This is a genomic window from Blastococcus xanthinilyticus, assembly GCF_008124835.1.
GTDB classification, from domain to species: domain Bacteria; phylum Actinomycetota; class Actinomycetes; order Mycobacteriales; family Geodermatophilaceae; genus Blastococcus; species Blastococcus xanthinilyticus.
This window is the reverse complement of sequence record NZ_VNHW01000024.1, coordinates 14,911-31,198: the sequence shown is the minus strand read 5'-3', so window position 1 is coordinate 31,198 and position 16,288 is coordinate 14,911. Positions and strand designations below refer to the sequence as shown.

Annotated in this window: 15 protein-coding genes; 9 read left to right on the top strand and 6 right to left on the bottom strand. The window is 75.4% G+C overall.

Annotated elements, in window-relative coordinates:
• Positions 1-1,009: 1,009 nt before the first annotated feature.
• Complete coding sequence (locus BD833_RS21835) at positions 1,010-1,213, top strand: hypothetical protein (RefSeq protein ID WP_166535268.1); 204 nt, start codon at positions 1,010-1,012, stop codon at positions 1,211-1,213.
• A gap of 100 nt (positions 1,214-1,313) precedes the next feature.
• Here BD833_RS21835 and pruA read toward each other — a convergent pair whose 3' ends face one another.
• Both pruA and BD833_RS21825 read right to left on the bottom strand, forming a co-directional pair.
• On the bottom strand, positions 1,314-2,939 hold the full coding sequence (gene pruA, locus BD833_RS21830; protein ID WP_166535267.1) for an L-glutamate gamma-semialdehyde dehydrogenase: 1,626 nt from the start codon (positions 2,937-2,939) through the stop codon (positions 1,314-1,316).
• 13 nt (positions 2,940-2,952) lie between these two features.
• Complete coding sequence (locus tag BD833_RS21825) at positions 2,953-3,897, bottom strand: proline dehydrogenase family protein (RefSeq protein WP_243737880.1); 945 nt, start codon at positions 3,895-3,897, stop codon at positions 2,953-2,955.
• 148 nt (positions 3,898-4,045) lie between these two features.
• On the opposite strand from BD833_RS21825, the gene BD833_RS21820 reads away from it, so the two are divergent.
• Genes BD833_RS21820 through BD833_RS21810 form a run of 3 tightly spaced genes read left to right on the top strand, consistent with a single transcriptional unit; the run spans position 4,046 to position 8,209 of the window.
• Positions 4,046-5,179, top strand: a complete 1,134-nt coding sequence (locus tag BD833_RS21820) for a PucR family transcriptional regulator (RefSeq protein WP_166535266.1) — start codon at positions 4,046-4,048, stop codon at positions 5,177-5,179.
• Positions 5,180-5,207: 28 nt separating this feature from the next.
• Positions 5,208-5,846, top strand: coding sequence for a biliverdin-producing heme oxygenase (locus tag BD833_RS21815; protein ID WP_166535265.1), 639 nt, complete (start codon positions 5,208-5,210; stop codon positions 5,844-5,846).
• The gene (locus BD833_RS21810) at positions 5,843-8,209 is read left to right on the top strand and encodes a SpoIIE family protein phosphatase (RefSeq protein ID WP_166535264.1); all 2,367 of its coding nucleotides are present in this window, start codon (positions 5,843-5,845) and stop codon (positions 8,207-8,209) included. The genes BD833_RS21815 and BD833_RS21810 overlap by 4 nt, the downstream gene beginning before the upstream one ends.
• 12 nt (positions 8,210-8,221) lie before the next feature.
• Here the strand turns inward: BD833_RS21810 and BD833_RS21805 are convergent, their stop codons facing one another.
• From BD833_RS21805 to idi, 4 genes are all read right to left on the bottom strand, one after another.
• Complete coding sequence (locus BD833_RS21805; RefSeq protein WP_166535263.1) at positions 8,222-8,497, bottom strand: hypothetical protein; 276 nt, start codon at positions 8,495-8,497, stop codon at positions 8,222-8,224.
• Between the two features lie 21 nt (positions 8,498-8,518).
• A complete protein-coding gene (locus tag BD833_RS21800; RefSeq protein WP_166535262.1) occupies positions 8,519-9,292 on the bottom strand; it encodes an SDR family NAD(P)-dependent oxidoreductase in 774 nt (257 codons plus the stop codon).
• A gap of 88 nt (positions 9,293-9,380) precedes the next feature.
• Complete coding sequence (locus BD833_RS21795; protein WP_166535261.1) at positions 9,381-10,184, bottom strand: polysaccharide deacetylase family protein; 804 nt, start codon at positions 10,182-10,184, stop codon at positions 9,381-9,383.
• A gap of 110 nt (positions 10,185-10,294) precedes the next feature.
• Entirely contained in the window at positions 10,295-10,834 is a 540-nt protein-coding gene (gene idi / locus BD833_RS21790) for an isopentenyl-diphosphate Delta-isomerase (protein ID WP_243737879.1), read from the bottom strand.
• A 105-nt stretch (positions 10,835-10,939) separates the two neighbouring features.
• On the opposite strand from idi, the gene BD833_RS21785 reads away from it, so the two are divergent.
• The 5 genes from BD833_RS21785 (at position 10,940) to BD833_RS21765 (ending at position 16,288) form a co-directional block, all read left to right on the top strand.
• Positions 10,940-11,767 (top strand): alpha/beta fold hydrolase, encoded by an 828-nt coding sequence (locus BD833_RS21785; protein WP_166535260.1) that lies wholly within the window; start codon positions 10,940-10,942, stop codon positions 11,765-11,767.
• Between the two features lie 27 nt (positions 11,768-11,794).
• Positions 11,795-13,147, top strand: a complete 1,353-nt coding sequence (locus BD833_RS21780; RefSeq protein ID WP_166535259.1) for an MFS transporter — start codon at positions 11,795-11,797, stop codon at positions 13,145-13,147.
• Between the two features lie 141 nt (positions 13,148-13,288).
• The gene (locus BD833_RS21775; RefSeq protein ID WP_208092821.1) at positions 13,289-13,885 is read left to right on the top strand and encodes an ArsR/SmtB family transcription factor; all 597 of its coding nucleotides are present in this window, start codon (positions 13,289-13,291) and stop codon (positions 13,883-13,885) included.
• 8 nt (positions 13,886-13,893) lie between these two features.
• The gene (locus BD833_RS21770) at positions 13,894-15,159 is read left to right on the top strand and encodes an MFS transporter (protein ID WP_166535258.1); all 1,266 of its coding nucleotides are present in this window, start codon (positions 13,894-13,896) and stop codon (positions 15,157-15,159) included.
• A gap of 10 nt (positions 15,160-15,169) precedes the next feature.
• Positions 15,170-16,288: an NAD-dependent epimerase/dehydratase family protein gene (locus BD833_RS21765; RefSeq protein ID WP_166535257.1), complete on the top strand. Its 1,119-nt coding sequence runs from the start codon at positions 15,170-15,172 to the stop codon at positions 16,286-16,288.

The window sequence follows — 16,288 nt, the reverse complement described above, 5'->3', positions numbered from 1 at the left end:
CGCTGCCTCAAGCGCTACATCGCCCGCGAGCTCTACCGACGCCTCGAATCACCACCGCTCGCGGCTTGACCCGTCATAGGAGCGTCCTGATCGTTGTGGGTCCTGGCTCAGTGTCGACGGTGAGCCAGGACCCCGTGAGGTGAGCCAGGACGGCGGTTGTCCACAGATTCGCCGGACCTGGACGGCGGACGAGCCGTGGTGGCGACACTCGGCCGGTGCATCCGTTGCTGCAGCTCCGCGCCGACCGGCGACTCGGGGTCTTCACCAGCCAGGAGGCGCTGGCTGCCGGCTACTCGGTCGACGACATCCGCACCGAGCTGCGCAGCCGGTGGACCCGCCTGCGCAAGGGCGTCTACATCTCCTCCGCGCGCCTGGCCGCCGCGGGCGAGGACGAGAGCCACCTGCTGGCCGCGATCGCGGTCCTGCTGAGCCTCGCCGCCGGTCCGGTGCTGAGCCACGCGTCGGCGGCCCGGCGGCACGAGCTCCTGGTGCCGGCGTCCGCAGGCACCGACGTCCGGGTCACCTCGGTCGACCAGTGGCGTGCCGGCCGCGGCTACCGCGTCGCCCGCGCCGCCCTGCCCGAGGCGGACGCCGTCCCGTGGATCGACCGCTTCGCCACCACGTCGGTGCCACGGACGCTGGTCGACTGCGCTCGCGAGTGGTCGCTGCGGGACGCGGTGATCGCGGTGGACGCCGCGCTCCACCAGCGGCGGGTCCTCCGCTCGGACCTGCTCCTCGCCGTGCACGCTGCCCGGCACCGGACGGGGGCCTCCCGGGCGGCGCGGGCGGTCGGGCTGAGCGACGGTCGGGCCGAGTCGCCGCTGGAGACCGAGGGCCGGCTGGCGCTGCTGGCCGCCGGGCTCCCTCGCCCCGAGCTGCAGGTGGAGCTGCACGACGCCCGCGGGTTCGTCGCCCGCGTCGATGCCTGGTACGAGGAGGCGGCCGTGGCGATCGAGTTCGACGGTCAGGTCAAGTACAGCGACCCGTACGGCGGCCGCACGCCCACGAGGTGCTGTGGGAGGAGAAACGCCGCGAGGACAGCGTCCGGCGGCTCGACGTCCGGGTGGTGCGGATCGCCAAGGCCGACCTCGGTGGTGGCTGGAAGGGAACGGTCGCCGACCTCATCCGCATGCTGGCGAAGCCGCACGCAGAGGCGCGCCGGTTCACCGTCGTCCGTCGTCCGGAGCCAGGGTCGGAGCTCGACGTCGCCTGACCGCGGCGTCCTGGCTCACCTGATGTGGTCCTGGCTCACCACCGGTGGTGAGCCAGGACCACAGACGATCAGGTCACCTGATCAACATGGAGGGCAGCGGTCAGGCCTGGTGGGGGTAGCGGTGGTCGGTGGGCGGCGCGAACGTCTCCTTGATCGACCGGCTGCTGGTCCAGCGCATCAGGTTCTGCATGGCGCCGGCCTTGTCGTTGGTGCCAGAGGCCCGGCCGCCTCCGAAGGGCTGCTGGCCGACGACGGCGCCGGTCGGCTTGTCGTTGACGTAGAAGTTGCCCGCGGCATGCCGCAGGAACTTCTGGGCGTGGGCGATCGCCACCCGGTCCTGCGCGATGACCGCGCCGGTGAGCGCGTACGGCGCCACCGACTCCATCTGGGTCAGGACGGCGTCGTACTCGGCGTCGTCGTAGACGTGCACGGCCAGCACCGGGCCGAAGTACTCCGTGGTGAAGACGTCGTGGCCGGGGTCGGTGCCCTCGATGATCGTCGGCCGCACGAAGAAGCCCTCGCGGTCGTCGGCCGTGCCACCGGCGACGATCGACAGCGCCGGGTCGCCCTCCACGCGGTCGAGCACACCGGACAGCTTGGCGAAAGACTTCCGGTCGATGACCGCGCCCATGAAATTCGAGAAGTCGGTGACGTCGCCCATCTCCAGCGACTCGGTGGTGGCGACCAGGTCGTCCTCCAGCCGCGCCCAGACCGACCGCGGCACGTAGGCGCGCGAGGCCGCGGAGCACTTCTGCCCCTGGTACTCGAACGCCCCGCGGACCAGCGCGGTGCGCAGCACGTCGATGTCGGCCGAGGGGTGGGCGACGACGAAGTCCTTGCCGCCGGTCTCGCCCACGATCCGCGGGTAGCCGCGGTAGCCGGAGATGTTCTCCCCGACGGTCCGCCAGAGGTGCTGGAACACCGGGGTGGACCCGGTGAAGTGGATGCCGGCGAGATCGCGGTCGGCCAGCGCCACCTCGGAGACGGCGATCCCGTCGCCGGGCACCAGGTTGATCACGCCCGGCGGCAGCCCGGCCTCCTCCAGCAGCCGCATCAGGAAGTGCGCGGCGAACTGCTGCGTGGGGGCGGGCTTCCACACGACGGTGTTGCCCATGAGCGCCGGCGCGGTCGGCAGGTTGCCGGCGATCGCGGTGAAGTTGAACGGCGTGATCGCGTAGACGAAGCCCTCGAGCGGCCGGTGGTCGGTGCGGTTCCAGACACCGGGCGAGGACTCCGGCTGCTCGGCCAGGATCTGGCGGGCGAAGTGCACGTTGTAGCGCCAGAAGTCGATCAGCTCGCAGGCGCTGTCGATCTCGGCCTGCTGGGCGGTCTTGCTCTGGCCCAGCATGGTGGCGGCGTTGAGCGTCTGCCGCCACGGGCCGGCCAGGAGGTCGGCGGCGCGCAGGAACACCGCCGCGCGGTCGTCGAAGGAGAGCTCCTGCCAGGCCGGCGCCGCCTCCTTGGCGCAGCGCACGGCGTCCTGCGCGTCGCCGTGCGTGCTGTGCGCCGACGTCCCGAGGACGGCGGCGTGCCGGTGCGGCTGCACGACGTCGAACCGGCTCCCGCCGGCCATGCGCTGCCGGCCGCCGATCGTGGCGGTCAGCTCCACCGGGGTGGCGGCGAGCTCGCCCAGCCGGGCCTGCAGCTGGTCGCGCTCCGGGGTGCCGGGGGCGTAGGTGAGCACCGGCTCGTTGCGCGGGGCCGGGACACGGGTGACGGCATCCATGGTCGGACCTCTCTCAGGAGCGGGTGGCGAGGGAGCGGAGGAAGAAGGCGACGTTGGCCGGCCGCTCCGCGAGGCGGCGCATGAAGTAGGCGTACCAGTCGCTGCCGTAGGGGATGTAGGCGCGCACGCGGGTGCCCGCGGCGGCCAGCCGGCGCTGCTCGTCGGTGCGGATCCCGTAGAGCATCTGCACCTCCCAGCTGTCCGCGGCCCGCGAGTGCTGCGCCGCGAGCTCGTGCGCCCGCTGCACCATCGCCGGGTCGTGCGAGCCGACCATGGGGTAGCCGGGCCCGCTCATCAGGATCTCCAGGCACCGGGCGTAGGCCGCGGCGACGTCCTTGCGGCTCCGGTGGGCCACCGTGTCCGGCTCGTCGTAGGCGCCCTTCACCAGCCGCACCCGGGAGCCGCTCACCGCGAGGGTCTTGGCGTCGTCCTCGGTGCGGTGCAGCATCGACTGGAGGACCGCGCCGGTGCCCGGGTGCTCCTTGCGGAGCTCGGCGACCGCGGCGAGGGTCGAGTCGACGGTGCGGGAGTCCTCCATGTCGACGGTGACCGTCGTCCCCGCGGCGGTGGCCGCCTCGACCACCGGGCGGACCAGCTCCAGCGCGAGGTCGTGCCCGTCGGGCAGCCCCTGCCCGAAGGCCGACAGCTTGACCGAGACCTCTGCGGCGGTCCCCAGGCCGAGCGTGGCGAGCGCCTCCAGCGCGGCGAGGTAGGCGTCGCGCGTGCGCCGCGCCTGGGCGCGGTCGGTGACGTCCTCGCCGAGGTGGTCGAGGGTCACCGCGATGCCGTCCGCGGTCAGCGTGCGGACGGCACCCAGCGCGTCGTCCAGCGTCTCGCCGGCGACGAACCGGTCGACCACCCGCCGGGTGGCCGGGGTCCCGGTGACCGCCCGGCGCAGGGCGGGCCGGCGGGAGGCGGCGAGCAGCACCGCGGACAACGGGGCCTTGGACAGCGGCACGGGACCTCCCGGGAGCGGACGACGCCGACACGGGGAACGCTAGGCACCCCCACCCCTGCGGGCCAGGGACGGATGTCCGGAGTTGCGGCATCTGCTCTCATACAGCTGTACGAGACCGGCTCGGGTGGCCGGCCGGCGAGGGGGGCGGATGCGCGACGACCTGCAGGACCTGGTCGACGAGGTGTCCCGCGTGCTCGCGGCACCGGCGACGCTGGAGGACGCCGACTTCACGCTACTGGCCTTCTGCGCCCACGACGACAGCGGCGCCGACCCGATCGACGCCGTCCGCACCCGCTCCATCCTGACCCGCGGCTCGGCGCCGGAGACCCGGCGGTGGTTCGAGGACTTCGGCATCGCCTCGGCCACCCGGCCGCTGCGCACCCCCGCCGACCCGGTCGCCGGCATCCTCACCCGCGTGGTGCTGCCGGTGCGGCACGGCAACCGGACGCACGGCTACCTGTGGCTGCTCGACGACGGCCGCATCGACCCCGACGACGACGGGGACCCGGCGCTGGCCCGCGCCCGGGACCTGGCCGCGGACGCCGGCCGGCTGCTGTCCGGGCGACCCGCCGACGACCTCCGGGAGACCCTCGCCGACGCCCTCGACGGGCGGCCCGGCGTGCGCGCGCCGGCCGCCCGCCGGCTGGCCGGGCGGCTGGCCGGCGACGGCGCCGTGGTGCTGGTCGCGCTCGCCGCGGCGGGCGGCGCCCTCCCGGCGGGGTGGCGGCTGCCGGCGGCCGGCGCCGTCTCCACCGAGCTGGACGGCGGGGTGGTCGCCGTCCTCGTGCCCCTCCCGGCCGCGTCCGACCTCCGCCCGGCGGGCGCCCTGACCGCGGCGTCGCTGCGCACGTTGCCCGCGGGCAGCACCGCCGGGGTGTCGGCCGTCCGGGCGGGCACCGCGGACCTCACCGGCCAGTGGCGCGAGGCGCGCACCGCCGCGCGGGTCGCCGCGGCGGTCGACCGGTTCTCCCCCGTCGCCCACTGGGGCGAGCTGGGTGCCTGGCGGCTGGCGGCGGAGCTGACCGGCCCCGACCCGGTGCTGGCCCCGCTGCTGGCCGACCCGGTGCTCACCGCGACGGCGGAGGTGTTCCTCGACCGCGCCGGCAGCGCGGCCCGCACGGCGGAGGAACTGGGCATCCACCGGCAGACGCTGTACTACCGGCTGGGCCGCATCGCGGCGCTGACCGGCCTGGACCCGGCCGACGGCGACGCCCGGCTGCTGCTGCACGCCGGCCTGCGTGCCGCACGCCTCACCTCCGGTTCCCCGGCTCACCGCCCCTGATCCCCGCCGGTCACCTACGCTTTCCCGGATGGCTGCGGGAGAGACGGCTGCGCACCGGTACCACCGCAGCGGCGACGACGACGTGCTGCGCAGCCTGCGCACCGGGACGGCCGAGGAGCACCAGGACCTCGAGGACACGCTGGACCTGCTCGACCCGGAGCTCGACCGGGACCGGCTGGCCCTGGTCCTCGGGCTGATGCACGGCTTCTGGACGGCGGCCGAGGCGGGCCTGGACGAGTGGGCCACCTCCCGGCCGGCCGACGCGGGCGCCGTCGGCTGGGCCCGCCGGCGCCGGGCCGGGTTGTTCGCGGCGGACCTGCGGGCGCTGGGCGCCCCCGTGCCGGCCACGGCGCCCGTCCTGCCCGCGGTTCCCGGTACCGACGAGGCGCTGGGCCGGCTGTACGTGCTCGAGGGCTCGACGCTCGGTGGCACGTTCATCGACCGGCACCTGAGCGGGCTGCCCGCCCTGGCCGACGTCCGCCTCCGCGCGTTCTCGCCCTACGGGCCGGACACCGGCGCCATGTGGGCCTCCTACCGGCGGGTCACCCGCGAGCACGTCGCGGCCGGGGGCGACGCCGAGCGCGTCCTGGCCGCCGCCCGGGGGACGTTCCGGGCGCTCGCGGAGTGGTGCCGGCCCGCCGGCCGCGTCCAGCGGGTGCCCGCGTGACCGACGTCGACCGCGACGTCGCGTTCCTGGCGCCGGGGGCTCCGGTCGACCTCACCAACTGCGAACGCGAGCCCATCCACATCCCGGGCAGCATCCAGCCGCGCGGCGTGCTCATCGCGGTGAGCGACCCGGACTGGCTGGTCCAGCAGGTGTCGGGGAACCTGGCCGAGCTCACCGGCGTGCCGTGGCAGCAGGCGCTGGGCCGGCCGCTGTCCGACGTGCTGGGCGTGGCGGCGGCCGACGCGGTGATCCGCTCGGCGAGCGCCTTCGGCGACCTGCGGGAGCGGAACCCGGTCGAGGTGACGCTCACCGTCGACGGCAGCCCCGTACCGGTCGACGCGCTGCTGCACCGCGCGGTCATCCGGCCCGGGGTGGCGGTTGCCGACGCGCACGGCGAGCCGGTCGCCGAGCCCGGCACGGCCCCGCGCACCAGCCTCGTCGTGGAGCTCGAGCCGGCGTTCGGCCCGCGGCCGTTCTCCTTCCCGAACACCTACCAGGCGGTGCGCAGCACGGTCGCCGCGCTGGACCGGGCCACGAGCCTGCAGGAGCTGTACGACATCACCGCCCGGGCCGTGCGCACCCTCACCGGCTTCGACCGGGTGATGGTCTACCGCTACGACGCCGACTACAACGGCGAGGTCGTGGCCGAGGCGAAGGCCGCCGGCCTCAACCCGTTCCTGGGCCTGCACTACCCGGCCTCGGACATCCCCGCCCAGGCGCGGGCGCTGTACGAGAAGAACTGGATCCGGCTGATCTCCGACGTCGACTACACGCCGGTCCCGCTGCAGCCGGTCGACCACCCGGTCAGCGGCCGCCCGCTGGACCTGACCTACTCCACCCTGCGCAGCGTCTCGCCGATCCACGTCGAGTACCTGCACAACATGGGCGTGCAGGCCTCGATGTCCATCTCGCTGCTGCGCGGGGAGAAGCTCTGGGGGCTCATCGCCTGCCACCACTACAGCGGGCCGCACGCGCCGCCGTACGCCACGCGCGCCGCCGCGGAATTCCTCGGCTCGACGCTGTCGGTGCGGCTGATCGACCGCGCGCAGGAGGACGAGTTCCACCGGGCGCTGCGGGCGCGCTCCACCCTGGCCTGGCTGACCGCCGCGGCGATGGACGAGGAACGCCTGCTCACCGACACGTTGCTGGGCTCGCCGGACCTGCTGGACCTGCTCGACGCCGACGGCGTGGTGGTCGACCTGCAGGGCAACCGGGGCACGGCCGGGGCCGAGCTGCCCCCGGGCCTGGCCGACCGGATCGCCGAGTGGGCCGCCGCCCGGGCCGAGGACGTCGTCGCCACCGACGCGCTGGCGGTCGAGGCGCGCACGGTCCGGCCGACGGAGCAGACCGCCGGCGTGCTGGTGCTGCCCCTGCCGGAGGGCCAGTACGTGCTCTGGTTCCGCGGCGAGGCGGTGCGGCACATCGACTGGGGCGGCGACCCGCACAACAAGGCGATCGCCGAGCGGGAGGGCGACGAGGTGCGGCTCAGCCCGCGCAAGTCATTCGAGCGGTGGCGGGAGACCGTGCGCGGCCGGTCGGAGCCGTGGAGCGCGCAGGAGGTCGTCGAGGCCACCGAGCTGCGGACCCACCTCCTCGAGGCCCTCTACGCCCGCTCGCGCAGCCTCGTGCGCGCGGCGGAGACGCTGCAGCGGAGCCTGCTCTCCGACCCGCCCGAGCCCGACCACCTCGACGTCGCGGTGCGGTACGTGCCGGCCGGGCGGGAGGCGCAGGTCGGCGGCGACTGGTACGACGTGTTCCAGCAGCCGGACGGCTCCACCGTGCTGGTGATCGGCGACGTGGTCGGCCACGACACCGAGGCCGCGGCCACCATGGCGCAGCTGCGCGGCCTGCTCCGCGGGATCGCCTACGACGACGCCTCCGGCCCGGCGGCCGTGCTGTCCCGGCTCGATGCCGCGATCGAGGGGCTGGACCTCGGCGCGATGGCCACGGTGCTCGTCGGCCGGCTCGACCGGCCCGGCCAGGAGCGGGACGGCGGCGTCCGCCTGCGGTGGGCCACGGCCGGGCACCTGCCGCCCCTGGTCGTCACCCCTGGCTGCGACCAGCAGCTGCTCGTGCCCGGGCGCCCCGGGCTGCTGCTCGGCGTGGACCCCACCCGGCGCCGGAGCGAGCAGTCGACGGTCATCGAGCCGGGCTCGACGCTGCTGCTCTACACCGACGGGCTGGTCGAGCGCCGGGACCAGGTGTTCGACGACGGCATCGAGCGGCTGGTCGAGGCGATGGCCGAGCTGTGCGAGCTGCCGGTCGACCCGATGAGCGACCAGCTGATCGAGCGGCTGCTCCCCGACGGCGCGGAGGACGACGTCGCGCTGGTCGCCGTCCGGCTGCGTCCTCGGGAGAACTGACCCGGCCGCGCCTCAGTCCCCGCCGGGGGCGGTGAACCGCGGCGTCAGCCCGTCGTCGGGCGCACCGCCGGCACCGGGCAGCGGCGCCTCGTCCTCCGCCGCGCGCACCACCTTGAGGACCTCCGCCGGGAAGTCGGCCGGTGCCGGGGTCACGCCGCGCTCCAGCGCGGCCAGCAGCCGCTCCTCGTCGGGCGCGAGGTCCCCGGGACCGAGGTGGCCACCGGGCTGACCGGCGTCCGAGCCGGAGGCCATCGCGGAGTCGGGCGTCGGGTCGTCCGGAGCGCTCACGCGGCAGTTCCTCACGGTCGGTCAGCGGGGGAAGTTGGGCTCGAGACGCGGCACGATCTGCATCTCGGGGATGAAGGCGGCCGGGTGCAGGAGCAGCAGGGTGCGGATCGCCTCGGCGACCGCCGACGGCGGCATCATCAGGTGCCCGGGGATGCCCCACTGCTCCATCATCGGGGTGTCCATGGCGGCGGGGATCACGCTCTGCACGCGGCACGGGAAGGGCCGCTCGCTGCCGTCGGGCTGCGTCACCGCCTTCTCGCGCAGCTCCCGCTGGATGCACTTGGTGGCGTTGAGGAAGCCGGCCTTGGACCCGTTGTAGGCGATCGCGCCGCTGCCGGAGGTGATCGCCGAGAGCGAGACGACGTGCACCACGTCGGCGGTGCGCTCGGCCGGCAGGTGCTGCACCCGCTTCATGAACTCGCTGGTGAGGAAGACCGGGCCCTCGCAGTTGACCGCCTGCACCTGCCGGTAGTCCGCGAGGTCGATGTCGGTGATGTAGCCGGGCCGGTCGATGCCGGCGACGTTGACCAGGATGTCGAAGGCGTCGCCGTGCCGGTCGAACAGCCCGGCGACCACCGAGCGGCGGTTCTCGTCGTCGGTGACGTCCAGCCCGACGACCTCGGCCGAGCCCCCGGCCGCGCTCACCCGGGAGAGCGTCTCCTCGCTGCCGGCCGCGTCGATGTCGGCGATGGCCACGTGGGCGCCGGCCTCGGCCAGGGCCAGTGCGGTGGCGCGGCCCAGACCGCTCGCCCCGCCGGTCACCAGCGCCACGCGGCCCTTCAGCGATCCGTCCATGCAGCCTGCTCCTCCGTCGTCCGTGCGGCTCGGTTCCCGACAGCCTCGCCGAAGATCGCCGGCCGCGCAGGTCGGGCGCCGGGCGCCCTCAGAGCCGGGTGGACCAGACGTCGGCCAGGGTGACCGTGCGCAGGCAGCGGGCGGCGATCAGCTCCAGGAGCTGCCCGTACACGGTGGTGACCGTCGGCTGGTTGGCGTGCCCCACCACGATCGTCTGCGGGGTGAACCAGCGGTTCGCGGCGGCCATCAGCTCGTCGGCGCCGATCAGCCGCGCGTCGTCGAACGTGCCGTTCCACATGGCGATCGTGGGGTGCCCGAGGTCGGCGGCGATCCGGTCGGTGCGCTCGTCGTGCGCCCCGAAGGGCGGCCGGAAGAACGGGCTGTCGACGACGCCGAACGTGTCGCGCAGGAAGTCCCGGTTGCGGCGGATCTCCTCGGCCACCTCGGCGTCGCCGAGCGTCGTGAGGTCGGGGTGGGACCAGGTGTGGTTGCCCATCGCCACCTGGCCGGACTCCACGAGCGGGCGCAGCAGCGCGGCGTTGTCCGCCCAGGCCTGGTAGCAGCCGTTGGGGAAGAAGGTCAGCCGGACGCCGCTGTCGGTGGCGAACCGGGCGAACGCCGCCACGACCTCGGTGTCCGTGCCGTCGTCGATGGTGAGCGCCAGCAGGGCGCCCTCGCCGGGCAGCCCGTCGACCACCCCGGTCGGCGGCACCTGCGCCTGCACCCCCGGCAGCCCGCGCGGGGGCTCGCTGCCGGCCCTCGCCGCCGCGGCCTCCGGCTTCGGCATCGGCAGCGGCAGCGGGGCGGCGTCCCCGAGACCGGCGGCACCGCGCGCCACCGCCGTACCTGCCAGCCCGGCCGCCAGGCTCAGCAGGAAGCGTCGTCGGTCCATGGCGCGGACCGTAGCGACGCCGCCGCGGCTGCCCGGGGACTGGACGACGGGACTCGCCGTCCCTGTTCGAGCCGCGACCGGCGGGCCCCGGAGCGTGACGGACCCGCCGGTCAGACCCGGTGCAGCCCGGCTTCCTCGATCAGCCGTGCCTGCTCCCGGCACCAGGGCGACCAGGCGTCGCCCTCGGTCTCCTGGCGGCGGCGGAAGTCGGCCCAGTCGAGGATCTCCCACTCACCCACCTCGGTCGGCTCGGGGGCGGGCGTACCGCCGAACCGGCCGACGTAGACGGGGCAGATCTCGTTCTCCACGACCCCGCGGAACACCGCGCGGTAGCGGTACCCGGGCAGCGCCGGCCGGACGTCGGCCACCCGGAGCCCGAGCTCGAAGTCCGCGCGCCGCGCGATGGCCGCGCCGTCGTCCTCCCCCGGGCCGGGGTGGCCGCAGACGGTGTTGGTCCACATGCCCGGGAACGTCGCCTTGTCCGCCGCGCGCCGGGTGACCAGTAGCCGGCCCTCCTCGTCGAAGAGGTAGGCCGAGAACGCCCGGTGCAGCGGGGTCTCCCCGTGGTGCACCTGCGGCTTGGGCAGGGTGCCGATCTCCCGGCCGTCGTCGTCGACCAGCACGATCATCTCGACAGGGGGCGCAGTCACGATCACATTGTCGCCCTCCGGGCGACACCGCGGCCAGCGCGCGTCCCCCTGCTCCGACGAGCCCGTCCCCGTGCGCACGGGCGCGGGCCGGGGCACAGTCGTCGGGTGGACAGCTTCCGACGTGACGGCCTCACCTTCGACGTCCGGGACGCCGGGCCCGGCGACGGCGAGCCCGTCGTCCTGCTGCACGGCTTCCCGCAGGACTCCACCGCCTGGGACCGGGTCGCACCCGCGCTGCACCAGCACGGCCTGCGCACCCTCGCGCCCGACCAGCGGGGCTACTCGACCATGGCGCGGCCGCGCGGCCGCGGCGCGTACCGGCTGCGGGAGACGGTGGGCGACGTCCTCGCGCTGCTGGACGCCGCAGGGCTGCCCGACGCCCACGTCGTCGGCCACGACTGGGGCGGGATCGTGGGTTGGGCGCTGGGCGCCTGGCACCCCGACCGGGTGCGCACCCTCACCGCGCTCTCGGTACCCCACCCGGGCGCGATGGCCAGGGCCATGGTGACCAGCGACCAGGCGCTGCGCTCGTACTACGTCGGGCTCTTCCAGCTGCCCGTCGTGCCCGAGCAGCTGCTGCTGGCCGGCGACGGCGCGGCGCTGCGCCGGATGCTGGCGCACGGCGGGCTGCCCGAGGACGCCGTCGACCGCTACGTCGCCCGGATGCGCGAGCCCGGCGCCCTCACCGCGGCGCTCAACTGGTACCGGGCGCTGCCGTGGAGCGGGCGCGACCCGGTGGGCCGGGTGCGGGTCCCGACCCTGCACGTGTGGAGCACCGGCGACGCCTTCCTCGGCCGCGCCGCCACCGAGGACACCGCCCGCTTCGTCGACGCCGCCTACCGGCTGGAGGTCCTGGACGACGTGCCGCACTGGATCCCGGAGCTGGCCGCGGACCGCACCGCCGAGCTCGTCACCGCCCACGTCCGCGGCTGAGCGCCGGCGGTTGCGAGACTGCGCCCCATGACGGAGACGACGTCGCTGACCCGCGCCGAGCGCCTGGACCGCCTGCCGTTCACCCGGGAGCACGGCCGGCTGGTGGTCGGCTCGGGGCTGGGGTGGGCCCTGGACGCGATGGACGTCGGGCTCATCTCCTTCGTGATGACCGCGCTGGTCGCGCAGTGGGGGCTGTCCAACGGCGAGGTGTCCTGGATCGGCTCGATCGGTTTCGTCGGGATGGCGCTGGGCGCGACGCTGGGCGGGCTGCTCGCCGACCGCGTCGGCCGGCGCCAGGTCTTCGCCCTCACCCTGCTGGTGTTCGGCCTGGCCACCGGCGCGGCAGCGCTGTCCTGGTCGGTCGGGGCGCTGCTGGTCTTCCGCTTCCTGATCGGCCTGGGCCTGGGCGCGGAGCTGCCGGTGGCCTCCACGCTGGTCAGCGAGTTCGCCCCCGCGCGGGTGCGCGGGCGGGTGGTGGTCGCGCTCGAGGCGTTCTGGGCGGTCGGCTGGACGCTGGCGGCGCTGATCGGCTACTTCGTCGTACCGACCAGCGACGACGGCTGGCGCTGGGCCCTGGCGATCGGCGCGGTCCCGGCCCTGTACGCCGTCGTCGTCCGGCGGGGGCTGCCCGAGTCGGTGCGGTTCCTCGAACTGCGCGGGCGCACCGACGAGGCCGAGGCCGCGGTGCGCCGCTTCGAGCGGGCCGCGGACGTCGAGCCGGTGCGGTCGCCCGCTCCCCCGCCCGCCGTCGCCGCCCCCGGCCCGGGCGCGCTCTGGTCGGCGGCGACGCGCACCCGCACCGCCGCGCTCTGGATCGTCTGGTTCAGCATCAACTTCGCGTACTACGGCGCCTTCATCTGGCTGCCGACGCTGCTGTTCAACGACGGGTTCTCGCTGGTCAAGTCGTTCGAGTACACCCTCTACATCACCCTCGCCCAGCTCCCCGGGTACGCCGCTGCGGCGTATCTGATCGAGCGGTGGGGACGCCGGCCGACCCTCGCCACCTTCCTCCTCGGCTCGGCCGTCGGGGCGGGCATGTTCGCGGCCGCCGAGGGCGACACGGCGGTGCTGCTCACCGGGATGGTGCTGTCGTTCTTCAACCTCGGCGCGTGGGGCGCGCTCTACGCGGTGACGCCGGAGATCTACCCGACGGCGCTGCGGGCGACCGGCGCCGGCGCCGCGGCCGGCTTCGGCCGGCTGGCCTCCATCGCCGCTCCGCTGTGCGTCCCGCTGCTCGTCGACACCGGTGGAACGGGCCTGGTCTTCGGCGCCTTCGCCGCCTTCTTCGTGCTGGCCGCGCTGGCCGCCTTGCGGTTGCCCGAGCGCCGCGGGGAGGCGCTCGACGACCCGATCACGAGCGGCACCGCGCTCCGCGGCTGACCCTGCAGCGCGCCCGTATGCGCACGGACGCGGTTATCCGGCCCGGATAACCGCGCCGAGGCGCATATCCGCGGTCGGTGAGTGGCGGCTGGATGCAAAAGAATCTTTGCAAAGGTCTCTTTGCACGGCTACCGTCGAACCGTGAGCCAGCCGACGGCGACCGACCCGCCCCTGACTGCGACGCGAGCCGTCGACGACCCCCGCACGCTGCGTGCCCTGGCCCACCCCCTGCGCATGTCGCTGCTGGGCGCGCTGCGCGTCGAGGGTCCCTCCACGGCCAGCCGGCTGGCCGACCGGCTCGGGGAGAGCAGCGGCTCCACCAGCTACCACCTGCGCCAGCTGGCCGCCGCGGGCTTCGTCGAGGAGGTCGAGGGCGAGGGCACCGGCCGGGAGCGCTGGTGGCGGGCGCTGCACCGCAGCACCTCCTGGGACGAGGCCGAGCTCGCCACCCGGCCGGGCGGTCGCGAGCTGGCCGGTGAGCTGGCCGCCCGGACGGTCGCCCAGCAGCGCCGGATGCTCGCCGCGCACGCCGCCGAGCGCGACGGGCTCGACGACGACTGGCGCGTCGCCTCGTCGCTCAACGACGTCGGCCTGCGGCTGGGCCCCGAGGACGCCCGGGAGCTGGCCGATGAGCTGATGGCCGTGCTGGCGCGCTGGCGGGACACCCGCGAGGACCCGGACCAGCCGGTCGTGCACGTGCTGGTCGACCTCTTCCCGCTGCGGGCCTACCCGCTGTGAACGCCGGGTTGAGCGCCGCCGCCGTGCAGCGCCGGTACGTGGGGCTCACCGCGCTGCGCTGGCTGCCGCTGGGCATCACCGTGCCGGTGATCGTGCTGCTCGCCTCGGCGCGCGGCCTGACCCTGACCGAGATCGGGCTCACCGTGGCGGTGCACTCGATCGTCGCGGTCGCCCTCGAGCTGCCCACCGGCGGCCTGGCCGACGCGATCGGCCACCGGCCCGTGCTGGTGCTCTCCGCGGTGCTCGGCGGCGCCGGGCTGCTGACGATGGCCGCCGCCCAGGACGTCGCCGTCTTCGCCCTGGCCTACGGGCTGATCGGCGCCGGCCGGGCGCTGGACTCCGGCCCGCTGGAGTCGTGGTTCGTCGACGCGACGCACGCCGCCGACCCCGACGCCGACACCACGCCCGGATTGAGCCGGGCCGCGGCGGCCAGCGGTCTCGGGCTGGCCGTGGGAGCGGTGCTCGGTGGCGTGGTCCCGCTGCTCGCCGAGGGCGCGGGCACCGCCGTCCTCACCCTCCCGTTCCTGGTGGCGGCGGGGGTCGACGTCGTCTACCTCCTGGCGATCGTCGTCCTCGTGACCCCGCTGCGGACGCCGGCGGCGCACACCTCGGGGGCCGCTGCCCTGCTGCGCGGCTGCCGCGACGTGCCGCGGCTGATCCGGGAGACCGGCCGGCTCACCCGCGCCGACGCCGTCCTGCGCCGGCTGCTGCTGCTCTCCGGAGTGGCCGGGTTGGTGTTCGGCACGCTCGAGCTGCTCGGGCCGCTGCGGTTCGCCGAGCTGGCCGGCAGCCCGGCCGAGGGCACCGCGGTGTTCGGCATCGTGATGGCGGCGTCCTTCGCCGCGGCGTCGGTCGGCTCGGTGCTCGCCGGCCGGGTGCGGCGGGCCGCCGGAGGCTCCACCGCCGTCGCCACCGCCACGGTGTCGGTGCTGGCCGCGGTCGCCGTGGCCGCCACGGCCCTGAGCCCGGTGCTCGCCGTCGCGGCTGTCACCTACGCGCTGTTCTACCTGGTCAACGCGGCCGGGTGGCCGCTGCGCCAGCAGCTCATGCACACCCGGGTCACCGCCGAGCACCGGGCGACGACGGTCTCGGTCGCCGCCCTGGCGCTGCAGGCCGGCGGGATCGTCGGCAGCCTCGTGGTCGCGCGGATCGCGGAGGCCACCAGCATCACCACCGGTTTCGGCGTGGCGGTCGCCGCGCTGCTGCTCGCCGCCCTGGTCTGCCTGCGGCTGCGCGTCCCGGCCGCACCGGTTGGGGCCGGGACGGCCGGGTAGCGGCAGGAGCATGCCGAACCTCTCCCCCGGGCACCTCGCCGGCCGCACGATCGCCGTCACCGGAGCCAGCGGCAACGTCGGCACCGCGCTGCTGCGCCGGCTCACCGACCCGAAGGCCGGCGTGGCCGAGGTCCGCGGGCTCGCGCGGCGACCGGCCCCGTCCACGGCGCCGTACGACGGCGTGCGGTGGCACTCCGCCGACCTCGGGGAGCCGGCGAGCGAGGCGGAGATCGCGGAGTTCGTCGCCGGCGCCGACGCGGTGGTGCACCTGGCGTGGGCGCTGCAGCCCGGCCGCCGGCCCGAGCGGCTGCGCGAGGTCAACGTCGAGGGCACCCGGCGGGTGGCCCGCGCCGCCGCCGCGGCCGGCGTCGGCCAGTTCGTGCACATGAGCTCCATCGGCGCCTACGCCGGCGGGGCCCGCGGCTCCCGGGTGACCGAGGACTGGCCGACCACCGGCATCCCCAGCTCGCAGTACAGCCGCGACAAGTCCGGCGCCGAGCGGGTGGTGCGCGAGGTGTTCGGCCGGCACCGCGACACCACGCTGACCGTCGTCCGCCCCACGCTGGTGCTGCAGCCCGAGGCCGGCAGCGAGATCGGCCGCTACTTCCTCGGTCCGCTGCTGTTCGGGGCCGCCCGGATGCTGCCCGGCCCGCTCGCCCGGCTCCTGCCGCTGCCGCTGCCGGCGCTGGCGATCGCGTTCGTGCACGCCGACGACGTCGCCGACGCGATCGAGCGGATGCTCGACCGGCGCGCCCCCGGCCCGTTCAACCTGGCCGCCGAACCGCTCCTGGACGCCGACGCGCTGGCCCGTGCCCTGGGCAGCGTGCGGGTGCCCACGCCGGCGTTCGCCCTGCGCGCCGCCCTGCACGCCGCCTTCACCGCCCACGTGGTGCCCACCGAGCCGGGTTGGCTGGATCTCGGCACGCAGGTGCCGGCCCTGAACACGGCGCGGGCGCGCAAGCTGCTGGACTGGGCGCCGTTCCACACCGGCGACGACGTGCTGCGGCAGTTCGTCGCCGCCCTGGGCCACGGCGACGGCGCCCCCGGTCCGCTCCTGAACCCGGCCGGCGGTGCCACGCTCGACCCCGCCGGCGACCCGGCGAACGCCCCCGGCCCGAGGGCGAACTGA